The 14672-nt window shown below is 35.7% G+C and carries 12 protein-coding genes and 1 pseudogene; 5 read left to right on the forward strand and 8 right to left on the reverse strand.

Annotation, left to right across the window (positions count from 1 at the left end; genetic code table 11):
- Window positions 1–686: 686 nt before the first annotated feature.
- Together BLR36_RS14820 and BLR36_RS14825 are read left to right on the forward strand one after the other, a co-directional pair.
- The gene (locus BLR36_RS14820) at window positions 687–1406 is read left to right on the forward strand and encodes an MgtC/SapB family protein (protein WP_093062524.1); all 720 of its coding nucleotides are present in this window, start codon (window positions 687–689) and stop codon (window positions 1404–1406) included.
- Window positions 1407–1419: 13 nt separating this feature from the next.
- Window positions 1420–2409: a cation diffusion facilitator family transporter gene (locus BLR36_RS14825; protein WP_093062525.1), complete on the forward strand. Its 990-nt coding sequence runs from the start codon at window positions 1420–1422 to the stop codon at window positions 2407–2409.
- A 76-nt stretch (window positions 2410–2485) separates the two neighbouring features.
- Here the strand turns inward: BLR36_RS14825 and BLR36_RS14830 are convergent, their stop codons facing one another.
- From BLR36_RS14830 to pruA, 4 genes are all read right to left on the reverse strand, one after another.
- Window positions 2486–3649: an iron-containing alcohol dehydrogenase gene (locus tag BLR36_RS14830; protein ID WP_093062526.1), complete on the reverse strand. Its 1164-nt coding sequence runs from the start codon at window positions 3647–3649 to the stop codon at window positions 2486–2488.
- An 85-nt stretch (window positions 3650–3734) separates the two neighbouring features.
- Complete coding sequence (locus tag BLR36_RS14835; RefSeq protein ID WP_093062527.1) at window positions 3735–4979, reverse strand: Glu/Leu/Phe/Val family dehydrogenase; 1245 nt, start codon at window positions 4977–4979, stop codon at window positions 3735–3737.
- Between the two features lie 80 nt (window positions 4980–5059).
- Window positions 5060–6253 carry an ornithine--oxo-acid transaminase gene (locus BLR36_RS14840; RefSeq protein ID WP_093062528.1) on the reverse strand — a complete coding sequence of 398 codons (1194 nt, stop codon included), beginning with the start codon at window positions 6251–6253 and terminating at the stop codon, window positions 5060–5062.
- 63 nt (window positions 6254–6316) lie between these two features.
- A complete protein-coding gene (gene pruA / locus BLR36_RS14845; protein WP_093062529.1) occupies window positions 6317–7861 on the reverse strand; it encodes an L-glutamate gamma-semialdehyde dehydrogenase in 1545 nt (514 codons plus the stop codon).
- Between the two features lie 137 nt (window positions 7862–7998).
- Here pruA and BLR36_RS14850 point away from each other — a divergent pair, with 137 nt between their 5' ends.
- Window positions 7999–9306, forward strand: coding sequence for an AAA-type ATPase lid domain-containing protein (locus BLR36_RS14850; protein WP_093062530.1), 1308 nt, complete (start codon window positions 7999–8001; stop codon window positions 9304–9306).
- Between the two features lie 163 nt (window positions 9307–9469).
- On the opposite strand, the gene yugI is transcribed toward BLR36_RS14850, so the two are convergent.
- The 3 genes from yugI to BLR36_RS14865 form a co-directional block, all read right to left on the reverse strand.
- Complete coding sequence (yugI, locus tag BLR36_RS14855) at window positions 9470–9844, reverse strand: S1 domain-containing post-transcriptional regulator GSP13 (protein WP_093062531.1); 375 nt, start codon at window positions 9842–9844, stop codon at window positions 9470–9472.
- 74 nt (window positions 9845–9918) lie between these two features.
- A complete protein-coding gene (locus BLR36_RS14860) occupies window positions 9919–12048 on the reverse strand; it encodes a hypothetical protein (protein WP_093062532.1) in 2130 nt (709 codons plus the stop codon).
- Window positions 12038–12595 carry an RNA polymerase sigma factor gene (locus BLR36_RS14865; protein WP_093062533.1) on the reverse strand — a complete coding sequence of 186 codons (558 nt, stop codon included), beginning with the start codon at window positions 12593–12595 and terminating at the stop codon, window positions 12038–12040. The genes BLR36_RS14860 and BLR36_RS14865 overlap by 11 nt, the downstream gene beginning before the upstream one ends.
- Before the next feature lie 128 nt (window positions 12596–12723).
- On the opposite strand from BLR36_RS14865, the pseudogene BLR36_RS14870 reads away from it, so the two are divergent.
- Window positions 12724–14057, forward strand: a pseudogene (locus tag BLR36_RS14870) (sodium-dependent transporter).
- Window positions 14058–14147: 90 nt separating this feature from the next.
- Window positions 14148–14360, forward strand: coding sequence for a helix-turn-helix domain-containing protein (locus BLR36_RS14875; RefSeq protein ID WP_093062534.1), 213 nt, complete (start codon window positions 14148–14150; stop codon window positions 14358–14360).
- 46 nt (window positions 14361–14406) lie between these two features.
- On the opposite strand, the gene BLR36_RS14880 is transcribed toward BLR36_RS14875, so the two are convergent.
- The gene (locus BLR36_RS14880) at window positions 14407–14667 is read right to left on the reverse strand and encodes a DUF1871 family protein (protein WP_093062535.1); all 261 of its coding nucleotides are present in this window, start codon (window positions 14665–14667) and stop codon (window positions 14407–14409) included.
- Between the last annotated feature and the right edge of the window lie 5 nt (window positions 14668–14672).

Raw genomic sequence — 14672 nt, forward strand, 5'->3', positions numbered from 1 at the left:
CCGCCAGCGTTCGTCCTGAGCCAGGATCAAACTCTCCATAATAGAGAACTTAAAAAGCTCATTTTGTTTTGCTGGCATCATCATTAAATGATGTCCAAATTGTTTTGCTATCAGATTAATCAAGTTAATCTTTCAAGCTATATTTCTTAACGTTTTGCATGTTCAGTTTTCAATGTTCATGTTGTTCAAGTCGTTTTGGCGACTTTATTAATATAACTTATTTCGGATTTGATGTCAAACATTTTTTTGAAGTTTTTCAAGTTGTTTGTATCTCGTTCCGAAGGACAAGTATTAATATACATCGTTTAAAACATAAAAGCAACCCCTTTTATAAAAAAACTTAAATATATATTAAAATATTGAGTTTCTTACCTCATTCTATAAAGGATTTACTTTACTCAATCAAAACATTGGTCACTCCCCATCTTAAAAAAATAGATTCTGTTCAAGTTATAAAATATAAGTTTGAGTAATAGAATCCTATCCATCTATATTAAGAGTGGTTCTAAAATAAGTAGTTCACTCTACAATAAGAATAAAACAACAGAGCTTTATTTTAACTACCTCTGTCCTTATAATAATAGAAACAAAACTACCAGCCTATGCTATTCCATAAATAAGGGCAATATAGTAGATCATATAAAAAAGCCCATCACCAGATAAAAGAAATGGAGGAGGAATTTTTGATGGAATGGTTAACCTATTTTAGTGATTACAGTGAAATTATATTTAAATTAATTTTTGCAGCATTATTAAGTTTAATAATAGGTATAGAACGGGAACTAAAGAAGAAACCTATTGGATTGAAGACAAGTATAGTGATAGCCACATTCAGCTGTCTTTTAACCTACATATCCATAGAAGCTGCTTATAAAGCTGTCCACAATGATGCTATAAACATCACGATGGACCCTTTACGTTTAGCAGCACAAATAGTAAGTGGGATAGGCTTTCTCGGAGCGGGTGTTATATTACGCAAAGGAAATGATAATATCACTGGATTAACAACCGCGGCTATGATTTGGGGAGCAGGTGGAATTGGAATAGCTGTTGGTGCAGGGTTTTATCTTGAATCTGCTTTAAGCGTAATTATTGTAATAGTGGGAATTGAAGTAATTCCTCCACTGCTAACTAGAATAGGACCAAAACGATTAAGATCTAAGGAATTATCACTTACCGTTTTGGTAGGAAATCCAGAAAGCATCGCCAAGGTATATGACTTTTTACAGGGAAGTGGTGTTTATATAGAAAGTATTCGCATTAAAGACATCATTTTAGACAATAATATAGTTAAACACGAAATTGAAATGAGATTATCTATTATTACGAAAAAAAATATAGTCGATTTTTACGCTATTATAAAAAAACAAAAATTCATCGAGTCGGTAGATGTAGAATCTATATAAAAGGAGTAGTTATATGGGAGACTTATTAAATTTGTTAAAAAACGGTAACAAACCTTCTTTATTAGCTGCTATTGTAAATACGGTAATAGCATTATTAAAGGGTGGAGCATTTTTCTTTACAGGAAACGTAGCGATGTTCGCAGAAATGATGCACTCAATCGGAGATGCCGCAAACCAATTCTTTGTTTACATCGGTTCATCGTTATCTAAAAAAGCACCCACACCAAGATTTCCAAATGGCTTTGGGCGTCTTGTAAACCTCGTTTGTTTAGGCGCAGTAATTATTGTTGGTATTTTATCTTATGAGACTATTATAGAAGGTTGGCATCATATTCAACATCCAACGGAATCTTCTGGTGTAGCAATAACCCTTAGCGTACTAGCTATTGCCATTATTTTAGAATTTGTTGTTTTGTATAAGGCAGGAAAAGAAATTTTACACGAAGTAGGCATTAAGGGTACTATGCTTTCTCCTCTAACAACAAGTTTTGCTAACTTGGGTAGGGCAAAACCTGCTACAAAACTCGTTTTTATGGAGGATTTAGTTGCAACATCGGGAGGTATATTAGCCTTTGTTGCTGTTTTAATTTCTCATTTCACTGGTTTTTTACAAGCAGAGGGTATCGCTTCTATTATGATCGGTATTATGATGTTCTATGTAGTAGGAAAAGTATTCCTGGATAACGCTCGAGGAGCACTTGGGGAAACGGATGAACAAATGCTTGTACACATCGCACATTTAGTGTCTGAAAATCAGCATGTAAAGGATATTCAAAAGCTAGAGGTTATAAAAGAAGGCGAATATTTACATGTAGAAATAATTATAGAGATCGATCCTCAATATACATTTGCTGAGGTGGACGATATTAGAGACAATATTAAAGAACTAATTTTAAGTCAGCAAGGTGTAACAGATATTACCATCTCATTTGATGAAGATGATGGTATTAGAACGTGGACGCAACATAAGGATCAACGTACTGTCCTAAAAACACGTAACTAGAGTTTTATAAAATCTTTAAAATTCATTAAAAACCCCCATGACGAACTCCGTCATGGGGGTTTTTGGATTCATATTGTTACAAACAAGCAGTAAGTATAGATTTTGTATCCTCTGCATTTAGCTTATTGAAATTACCGTAATCTCCATAGACCATAGCTTTTTCTACCATAAGGTCGATTTTGCTTTCATCTATATTATAATCCCCTAATTTGGACGGAGCACTTAATGACTTCCAAAATTCCTCTAAGCGGTTAATTCCTTCGTAAGCAACCTCTTCTGCTGATTTACCCTCAGCGTCCACTTTAAATACGTTAGTCGCAAGCTTAGCAAAACGCTGTGGATTTACTTTTACATTATGACGCATCCATCTTGGGAAAACGATAGCTAGTCCTCCCCCGTGCGGAATGTCATATACTGCTGAAATTGCATGTTCTAAATTATGACTTGCCCAATCGCCGTTATAACCCATTTGTAGGAATCCATTTAATCCTAACGTACCAGCAAATAGAATCGTTTCACGATGCTCATAATTTGTTAAATCCTTAATCAGTTTTGGACCAACTTCTATGACTGTACGTAGAGTTCCTTCTATTAATTGGTCTTGGACTGGTGTGTTTGTCGCATTGTTGTAGTATTGCTCAAACATATGGGACATCATATCCACTATTCCATAAACTGTTTGATCTAGAGGGACTGTAAATGTGTTCACTGGATCTAATATAGAGAATTTCGGAAAAACTAAAGGACTTCCCCAGCCATATTTTTCAAGCGTTTCTTCATTAGTAATAACAGATCCAGAATTCATCTCAGAGCCAGTTGCTGCCAAAGTTAATATAGTTCCAAATGGCAGTGCTTCTTGTGGAACAGCTTTGCGCGTAACAAAATCCCAAGGATCACCGTCATATTTTGCTGCGGCAGCAATAAGTTTAGTACAATCTATTACTGAACCTCCACCGACTGCAAGTATTAGGTCAATTCCTTCTTTTTTACAGATTTCTGCTCCTCTTTTAGCCGTTGAAAGTCTTGGATTAGGTTCTACACCAGCTAGTTCAAAAACTTCCATTTCTGCATCTTTCAATTCGGTCATAACCGTATCGTACAAGCCGTTTTTCTTGATACTTCCTCCACCATATACTACAAGAACTTTTTTACCGTAAGGAGCTAACTCCCCTTTAAGTTTGCTTATTTGATCTTTACCAAATATCAATTTCACTGGGTTATAAAACGAAAAAGCATTCATACAACATCCTCCTCTTTCCTTACTCATACTTTCTTAATAATAGAAAAACCACTTGTAAAATACAAGTGGTTCAACTTACTATTAATTACACCCAACCACGGAAACGTGATGCTTCAGCAGTCTTACGTACTCCGACCATATAAGCAGCAAGGCGCATATCAATATTACGAGTTGTTGCAACTTCGTAAATATTTTCAAATGCATCTACCATTTTCTTCACTAGTTTTTCATCTACTTCTTCCTCAGTCCAGTAATAACCTTGGTTATTTTGTACCCACTCAAAGTAAGAAACAGTTACTCCACCAGCACTTGCTAAAACGTCAGGAACTAATAGAATTCCTCTATCATAAAGGATTTTAGTACCTTCTGTTGTAGTTGGTCCATTTGCAGCTTCTACTACGATAGTAGCTCTAATATTATGAGCGTTTTCAGCTGTAATTTGGTTTTCGATAGCTGCTGGAACTAAAATATCACATTCTAATTCTAATAGCTCTTGGTTAGAAATAGTGTTTTCAAATAGAGTCGTTACTGTACCAAAGCTATCACGACGATCTAATAGATAGTCAATATCTAATCCGTTTGGATCGTGTAGAGCTCCGTAAGCATCAGAAATAGCAATAACTTTTGCACCTTGATCACTTAAAAACTTAGCTAGGAAGCTTCCTGCATTACCAAATCCTTGGATAACAACACGTGCACCTTGCATATCAATATCACGTTTTTTAGCTGCTTCGTTAATAATAATCGTAACACCTTGAGCTGTTGCTCGGTCGCGTCCTTGTGAACCACCAAGTACAAGCGGTTTCCCTGTGATGAAACCTGGAGAGTTGAATTGGTCCATACGACTGTATTCATCCATCATCCATGCCATGATTTGAGCATTCGTAAATACGTCTGGAGCTGGAATGTCTTTTGTTGGTCCTACGATTTGCCCAACAGCACGTACATACCCACGGCTTAGACGTTCGATCTCTCCCATTGACATTTCACGTGGATCACAAATAACTCCACCTTTACCTCCACCATAAGGAAGGTCAACAATACCCGCTTTTAAAGTCATCCACATAGAAAGAGCTTTCATTTCATCTGGTGTTACACCTGGATGGAAACGAACTCCCCCTTTTGTAGGACCAACAGCGTCATTATGCTGTGAACGGTAACCAGTGAAAACTTTCACTGTGTTATCATCCATACGTACTGGAATACGAACTTCTAACATACGTAGTGGTTCTTTCAATAAGTCATACATTGCTTCGTCATAACCAAGTTTATTCAGAGCCTCTTTAATAACAGCCTGAGTTGAAGTGAACAGGTTTAAATTTTCAGCCATTTTATTTTTTCGCCTCTTTAGTTTTAATATTTCTTCGGAATCATTGTAACATATTATTGTTGATATTTCTTTATGAATTATTATTTAGTGAATACTTTTTGAATTCTTTCGATCGCCCAATCTAATTCTTCTTTTGAAATGATTAGAGGAGGAGCAAAACGAATTACAGTATCATGTGTTTCTTTACATAATAATCCTAATTCCTTTAATTCTTCACAATAAGGACGAGCTTCTTCTGTCAGTTCCATACCGATAAATAATCCACGACCACGAATCTCTTTAATAGAAGGATGTTTAATATCTTTCAGCGCTTCCATGAAATAATTACCTAATTCCAATGAGCTTTCAGCTAATTTTTCATCTACTAGAACGTCTAATGCAGCTAAAGAAACAGCACATGCCATCGGGTTACCACCAAATGTAGAACCGTGAGAACCTGGGTTAAATACGTTTAGAATTTCTTTGTTTGCAACGATACATGAAATCGGGAATACTCCTCCACCTAATGCTTTTCCTAAAATGTACATGTCTGGTTCTACTTCTTCCCATTCACATGCAAACATTTTACCTGTACGACATAGTCCAGCTTGTATTTCATCAGCGATAAACAATACATTATTTTCACGACATAATTCTAGAGCAGCTTTCATGAAACCAGCTGGTGGAATAATAATTCCAGCTTCTCCTTGGATTGGTTCGATTAAAAATGCTGCAGTGTTAGGTGTAATTGCAGCTTTTAGTGCTTCTAAATCACCGTATGGTATTAATTTAATACCTGGTAGCATCGGTCCAAATCCACGTTTGTATTCAGGATCAGATGAAAGTGAAACCGCACCCATTGTGCGACCGTGGAAGTTTCCATTACAAGCAATAATTTCTGCTTGATCTGCTTCTACGCCTTTTACATCATAAGCCCATCTACGAGCTGCTTTAAATGCAGTTTCCACAGCTTCAGCACCAGTATTCATCGGCAATACCATGTCTTTTCCTGTTAATTCACTAACTTTTTCATACCACGGCCCCAATTGGTCATTGTGAAATGCACGAGAAGTTAATGTAACACGATCCGCTTGGTCCTTTAATGCTTGAATAATTTTCGGATGGCGGTGTCCTTGGTTTACTGCAGAATATGCGGACAGCATATCCATGTATTTGTTGCCTTCAGGATCCTTTACCCATACTCCTTCAGCTTCTGATACTACTATTGGAAGTGGGTTATAGTTGTTAGCACCAAATTTATTCGTTTGTTCAATCACTTGTGATGAAATAGTCATACATGCATTACCCCTTTTATTTAAAGTGAAGGCAGACTTTAAACTAAGTCTGCCTTGAAAATATTAAAGCATTTCAGATGTTGTTTTTGCTTGCATATGAAGTTGAACGTAATCTGGTCCACCAGCTTTTGAATCTGTACCAGACATATTAAATCCACCGAATGGTTGGTATCCAACTATCGCACCAGTACATCCACGATTGAAATATAAGTTACCAACGTGGAAATCTTCACGTGCTTTTTCTAGATTTAAACGGTTATTTGTAATTACCGCACCAGTTAATCCATATTCAGTATTATTTGCAATATCTAATGCTTCGTCGAAATCTTTTGCTTTCGTAATACCAACAACTGGTCCAAAGATTTCTTCTTGCATAATACGTGCTGTAGGTGATAAGTCTGCAATTACAGTCGGTTGGATGAAGTATCCTTTAGAATCGTCACCAGTACCACCTGTAACTAGACGACCTTCTTCTTTACCAATTTCGATATAATCCATGATTTTTTTAAATGAAGCTCCATCAATTACTGGACCAACGAAATGCTCATCATTATCAGGAATACCTACTGTTAGAGCGTTTGTTAACTCTTCAACGCGATTTAACACTGTTTCATAAACGTCTTCAACGATTACTGCACGTGAACATGCAGAACATTTTTGACCACTGAAACCAAATGCAGATTTCACAATTGATTGAGCAGCTAATTCTAAATCAGCTTCTTTATCAACTACAATTGTATCTTTACCACCCATCTCAAGAATAGAACGTTTAATCCAAATTTGCCCTGGAGCTAATTTAGAAGATTTTTCTACGATTCCTAGACCAACATCACGTGAGCCTGTGAAACTAATTAGACGAGTACGTGGGTGTTCAACCATGAAGTCACCTATTTCAGCTCCAGAACCTGGAATGAAGTTAACTACTCCTGGAAGCATACCCGCTTCTTCTAATACCTCTACAAATTTATAAGAAACGACTGGAGTTGTAGAAGCTGGTTTCAATAATACAGTATTACCTGCAACCATAGCTGCAACTGTAGTACCAGCCATAATTGCAAATGGGAAGTTCCAAGGTGAAATAACAACAGCAACACCTAGTGGAATATAATTATATTGGTTATATTCACCAGGACGACTTTCTACAGGTGCTCCATCTTTAATACGTAACATTTCACGACCATAATATTCTAAGAAGTCAATTCCTTCAGCCACTTCAACGTCAGCCTCAACCCAAGTTTTTCCTGCTTCTCTTGATAATAGAGCAGTGAACTCGAATTTACGACGACGTATAATTGCAGCAGCTTTGAAAAGTACGTCTGCACGAACTTCCGGTTTTACTTTTTTCCAAGTTTTGAATGTTTCATCAGCAATATCCATCGCTTTAGAAGCAATTTCTTGTGTTGCTTTAGAAACAGCACCAACTAATTCTTCTTTTTTTGCTGGATTATAAGATTTTATTTTAGCTTCTGTAGTAATACGTTCTCCACCAACTATTAATGGGAAATCATTTCCTAGGTATGCGTCTACTACTTTGTATCCTTCTTGAATGGCTTTTTTATTTTCCTCTTTCGAAAAATCTGTGAATGGTTCGTGTTTATAAGGTATCAAATGTATATCCTCCTTTAAGTGGTGTGCAAAAAATATTTGCAGTTTCTTTTAGTTTACATATATAATAATGCAAAAGATTGTTGCGTTTTTCAAGTAAAAAATTCTAAAATGTGAAATATTTTTTTGAGGTGAGCAACTTGGACGAACAAATAAAAGATTTTCTACCCTTTTATAAATTTGCAGCAGAGCATGTAGCAGTAGGAATTCACGCTATTGACCTATCTGGTAAAACCATTATTTATAACGAAAAAATGAAAGAAATTGAAGGTCTAAATTTAACAGACGTTGTCGACCGATCTATCTTTGAACTTTTCCAATTTGAACAACAAGAAAGTACATTACTTAAAGTATTACATAGCGGAGAACCAGTTTTACGTGCTAAACAGACGTACTGGAATCGAAATGGACAAGAAATAACTACTATTAATGATACTTACCCTATACTGCAAGATGAAAAACTTGTAGGGGCAGTTGAATTTTCTCGTGATATTACCGCTTTAGAACGTCTAATTTATCAGCCTTTAAAGCGTTACAATGAAGCAATCACCCTTTCTAGCATTACAGCAGTGTCGATGGAAATGCAGGAAGTACTAGAACGCTCGATCAAGGCTGCGCATGTACGTCTACCTGTACTTTTAGTGGGAGAAGCTGGTACTGGCAAGGATTTAATAGCTGAAGGTATTCACAATCAGCTTTCGCCCGTAAATAAACAGTTTATCTCACTCTATTGCCATAGCTCAGATAGTTTTTTAATCAGTAAATTTAAAAAAGAGCTTTCTGATATGTCGTACTGTACAATATTTTGTGAAAGAATTGATTTATTATCCCTTGAATTGCAAAATGAACTCTTGCAAATTCTTTCTGCAAATGAAGCAGGACAAAATTTATATATTGCAAGTATTGGTGAAGATCCGGTAGATTTAATATCTTCGAACAAGTTGAGTAAAGAGCTATATTACTATTTTGCACAGGTAACAATAAGTATTCCACCTTTACGGAAACGCACGGAGGATATCCTTCCTTTTATGAATGATTACTTTAATCGTTATTTAAATCGCTATGGATCCACCATTCAGGAGATTGATGAGGATGTAATCCAAGCTTTTTTGATGTATGAATGGCCTGGTAATCTTAAAGAATTGGAATTACTACTGGATGAAATTAGCTCAATGGTTACAACGGAGCAAGTACTAAAGTTTGATATGCTGCCTTTACACTTCAAGCTTAAAGTTCAGGATTTTAATGAGACTTCTAGGAAAGCAGAGGATTTTGTCATTACTTCCGATAAAGAATTGCTTCCACTTGATGAATATTTGCGTTCTGCAGAGAAATATTATTTACAAAAAGCGTTAGATAAATTCGACGGCAATATTACAAAAGCTGCTGAAGCACTAGGTATGAGCAGGCAAAATTTACAATACAGAATACGTAAGATGAAGAAATAAAAACTATAGATCTCATTTAAGCATATTAAATAGTGAAATCCGATCAACGTTGATTTCTGCTCCAGACCGAAACCAGCAATAATTGTATTCTATTAAAAACCGCAAAATTTACTACAAGAAAAAAGGAGTTCTACAGTGACTTTCTTTACTGTAGAACTCCTTTTTATAGTGCCGATTTTTTAATCCAGTCGGCTAATTTTTCTTTTAATGTATTAAACCCTTCTTCGTCATGTTCATCTACACGATCTTGAAGTGATTTCCGAGGTCTATCATCACGTTTAGGTAGTGTTGGTTTTTCTTGGAGCTCTCTCATCGATAAGCTAATTTTCCCAGCCTCATCGTCAATCTCTAGAATTTTCACCTCTACCTTTTGCCCTACAGTTAAAAATTCTTCCACTTCTTTTACATAGCCGTATGTGATTTCCGAAATATGCACGAGGCCCTGTGTTTGCTCATCTAAGCCTACAAAGGCACCGTATGGCTGAATCCCTGTAACTTTACCCGTGACAACATCTCCCACCTTGTATTTTTGAGTCATAATCCCTTCCTACTTTCTTATATACGTTATAGTCATGTTAAATTATAACATAGGAGGAAGTATGACGGCAAAAATCACTGAGTTGGCATAAACGGTGGTCTCCATCCGTTTTCAGTTTTAATGAGCTGAAAACCAATTACCTTTTCATCTCCAAAATTACGCGAATCGGGATTTCTTGTAAGCTTTACGTATCCTTCCCCCTTAGAGGTTTCTTCAAATTCCATTTTTGTAAATTCAGACTTAATATCGTCTATATTCAGGTGTGGCGCGCTCATGTATTCTTCTTTTGGTATCTGTATCCACTCTTCGTCTTTAATATACAATGCATACTGTGTTTCATAGTCCTTAAGCTGGTTTGAGTAATAATACAACCCTACAATTTCCTCAGGTGTAGCCTCTTTTAATATAGTTTGATCATGCGTTCCAGCGAATAATTTATATAATCCATGGACTTGTTGGACAAAATTTTCGTCCACTAGAGTTGGATTACTTACAAAGTAATCCTCTACCCCATGGATTCTCCAAATATCATCACTTTCTAGATAGAGAAGTAAATCGTAGCTAACTTGATTTCCTTTCTCTTGCCCGATATAAGTCTTTAAATATTTTTCGTCTTGGATTAAATGGTCTTTATTAAAGTAAAGATTTTTAGAGCCTTCTCGTATAATATTCTGTAGAGTCGGATTATCTATGAAATCTTTTTTATCATGCTCTTTTTTAAATGCACTACTCATCAACTCCCACATTACTTCACGGTTATTTTCACCGTCTGCATAATAATATAAGAGAATGGTTTCTATCGGACCAACTCCATGAAGTACTAATGGATCGAAGTTTCGGTTAAATTCTTTATATAATTCATGTACACCATACAAAGCATAGGGAGTTTCTAAACTTCTCTCTTCTCCATCCGGTAATATTGAAAACCAATCTAATTTTGTTGTTTCAAGCGAACCTTCTAAAGCCATAATGTAATAATCTCTAAGTTGCTCTATGTCTAATAATTTATAAGTTTCGTTGTATTTCCAATCACTCGCATTCATAGATGCAACAACAGGCTTCATCAATGTAGCAATTGGAGATACACCTGGGATATTAACTAGCGATTCCCAAACCATACGTGTGTCCGTATTTATTTCATTGTTTTCATTGAACATTTCGTTTATATCTGAAGGAAAAAGAATAGTCTCTGCAAGATCAAAGTAATAATTTTCAAATCGGAAATGCATACCTGTATCTTGCATTGTATTTAATAGTGTAAATTCTATTTCTCCTAAATAGTAGCCTAGGACAGAAAAATCTTGTTCCTCTAGCAAATTAGCTATTCCATAACCAGGAATCGAACTATAAAGTGACAAATAGCGTGACTCATTTTCATCTAGAACAGTAAAGAGATCTCTTGTAAATAAGGCCCAATCAGGTACAACCTGAAATGCCGTTCCATCTGCATTAACAGTCAATTTTAATCCCTGCTTAGGTAACACTTCAATCATGCTCTGTATTTCTTCCGGCATATTATAACGATTTGCAATGAGAATATGCTCACTAAGTTTTCCATCGTGTTTCGCAGATTGGACCAGTGCATCGTGATCATATAGCAGAGATTCATAAAAATTAATTAAATGCTCTGACTTAGCTATAAATTCGTGTATAAAACTGATACTTTGACCTTCATCGAGTTTTCCTTTGTTAATCGTTTCTTCAACCATTTCAGACGGCAACTTTAATCTTTCCATAGCAAATTGGTATCCGTCTTTTATAGATAAGTCGTCATTTTTCCCCTCCAAAGTCCCAGGACTTATTTGTGCAGCGAAAATAGTGTCTGCATATTGAACAAATTCCAAGGTCGCAAATTGTTCTTTATCCAATTGGAGCATCTGTTGACGTTTTAACCGTTCCCTTTCATATTGTGTTTCCAATTTCTTTATATCATCTTCACTATATGTTTGATCATTTGTGGTCCCTTCGTTAATATCATGTAGAAAAGTTGTTCCCAAAATCCCAATGATAAACACACTAGCTATACTAACTGCCCACACAGTAATTTTTTGCCACTTGAATCCTTTATCTTTCCTTTCAATTGGAGCCATCCTATTTTCATCTTCTATCTTCCTTAAAATTTCATCAGTATCTACAGATGAAGGTAAACGATCATAGGATGATTTTAAAAGGTTTAAGCGTTCTTCTAATTGTTTATCGTCCATGTTTAACTCCTCCATTCATTTGCAATGCTGATTTTAATAATGCTTTTGCTCTCATTAAACGGATTTTAATCGTCGATAACGGAACATTTAATACTTCAGCAATTTGTTCGTATGATAATTCATGGAAGTAAAACATTACTATAGGATGACGATATTTTTCATCGAGTGTCTGAATGGCATTATGGAGTTCTCGGTCTTCTTCAAATATTAAAACTCGGTCTTCTGCTGATTTGGTCGTATAATTTAATCCACCTTCAAAATTTAACTTCTGTTCCTTCACTTTTTCTTTTGTTTCTTTTCTGTAATAATCTCTTGCAGTATTTAAAGTGATTTTATATAACCACGTCGTAAATCGTTCTCGCTGAAATTGATGTAAAAATCGATAAAGCTTTACAAATACTTCTTGAGTGACATCTGGAATATCATTGACCCGAACGCCACACTGGAACGCAAATTTTTCAACTGTCCGATGATGTATGTGTATTAGTTCTGTATATGCAGCTTTGTCCCCCTGTTGTGCTCGCTCAATTAACTCAAGCTCTACCATAGTCCTCCCTCTCTCTCTGTTGCTCTAATAATGATACGAAAGATTATTTTAAATTGTTTCACATTTCCCTGCATTTTCTTTAAATCCCCGTATAGAATAAGACTGTCCTATAAAACGGAGGGGTTATCGTGTCGAACCGAGAACATTTTAGTTCTAAAATCGGATTAATATTAGCAGCAGCTGGAAGTGCAATTGGCCTAGGCGCAATCTGGAAATTCCCATATATAGCAGGAACTAATGGAGGAAGTGTTTTTGTAATCTTGTTTATTCTCTGTACGCTACTTATTGGTCTACCAATACTACTTGCTGAATTTATCATTGAAAAGGTCAAGCAGATGCAGTAACAAGCTTTAAAAAACTCGCACCGGGGAGACCATGGTTTTTAATCGGATGTACCGGTTTTGTCTTTTCTTTTATCATATTATCCTTCTATAGTGTTGTCGGCGGGTGGATTTTATCGTATTTGTTCCGTTCCATTACATTTAGCTTAAGTGGGAGTCAAGAAACATTCTTTAATGATTTATTTAATACAGTAATTTCCAATCCCTGGGAGGTAGTAATTGCTCAAGCAACCTTCATACTGCTAACGATTTGGATTGTATCGGGTGGGATTAAAGGAGGAATTGAGAAAGCAAGTAAGTGGATGATGCCGCTATTGCTAATATTCTTTGTCATATTAGCTATTCGCTCCCTAACACTAGACGGTGCTTTTGAAGGGATCAAGTTTTTATTGGTTCCGAATTGGTTCTATTTTACATGGGAAACAGCTTTACTTGCTTTAGGACAGGCTTTCTTTTCTTTAAGTGTAGGTGTTTCTGGCATGATTACGTATGCGTCCTATTTGCCAAAAGAAACAAACATAAGTACTTCTGCACTAAGTGTGTCTTTACTGAACATTGGAATATCCATTATGGCAGGACTCGTAATTTTCCCAGCTGTTTTTGCATTAGGTTTTTCACCCGATGCAGGACCTGGATTAGCTTTTATCATTATCCCTGCCGTATTTGACCAAATTATGTTCAGTCAATTTTTCCTGATATTATTTTTTATTCTACTTTTGTTTGCAACACTTACCTCCTCAATCAGTATGTTAGAAATAGTTGTATCAATTGGCATTAAAACTAAATATGATAGAAGGAAAAGGGCTGCCTGGGTATATGGATTTCTTATATTCTTATTAGGAATTCCTAGTGCTTTGTCCTTTGGCATACTTTCAGATGTTCGCTTGTTAGGTATGTCTGTTTTTGACTTTGCCGATTTCCTAACTAGTAGTATCGGTCTACCGTTAGGAGCATTATTTATATCCGTATTTGCGGGCTTTCATTTTTCAAAATCTATGCTCATCCATGATCTTAATGTGAATAATTTCCTTTTAAATTCTTGGTATATCATCATACGTTTTGCAGCACCGATGGCAATAATAATCGTTTTGGTCCAAGGTGTCATGAAACTTTTAATGTAATAATTGTACTTTTTCTGACATTATTATCAAGGGTACTAAAATAAATTGTGTTATAATATAATAATAATTAAGACAGGGGTGGATGGAATTATGAAAAAAGATTTACATGTACAATTACGTCAATTAAGAGAAGAACGTAGTATAACATTAGAAACTTTGGCATTAAAAACAAGAATTGGTACAGGAAAGCTTGAAGCTTATGAGTCAGGAAAAGAAACTCCATCCGTACAAACAATCTTGAAATTATCCAATGCGTTGGAAGTTCCAGCTTCTAATTTATTAGACGGCATACAAGAAGCGTAATAATAAGAAAAAGCTTTCGGCATCTAAACCGAAAGCTTTTTTTCATTTATATAATACATTTCATTTCGTATTTTAGCGCGATTAGCTTATAAGAAATATCCATACATTTTTCTAAAGGAATCCATTCTTCAAAAGAATGCTCATAAATTTCCTGAATTTTTTTCGCCAATTCAGATGGATGATCTATGTTTTGCAAATATGCGACTACATCTGCCGTTTCTGTTTCATAGGCATGTTCTCCAATATGAAAAGGATCCCATTGTTGCAATGTCCAAACTGCTTTTCTATTCATTTCAATTGTGTCCATTTTTA

The organism is Psychrobacillus sp. OK028, assembly GCF_900103605.1.
Classification (GTDB): domain Bacteria; phylum Bacillota; class Bacilli; order Bacillales_A; family Planococcaceae; genus Psychrobacillus.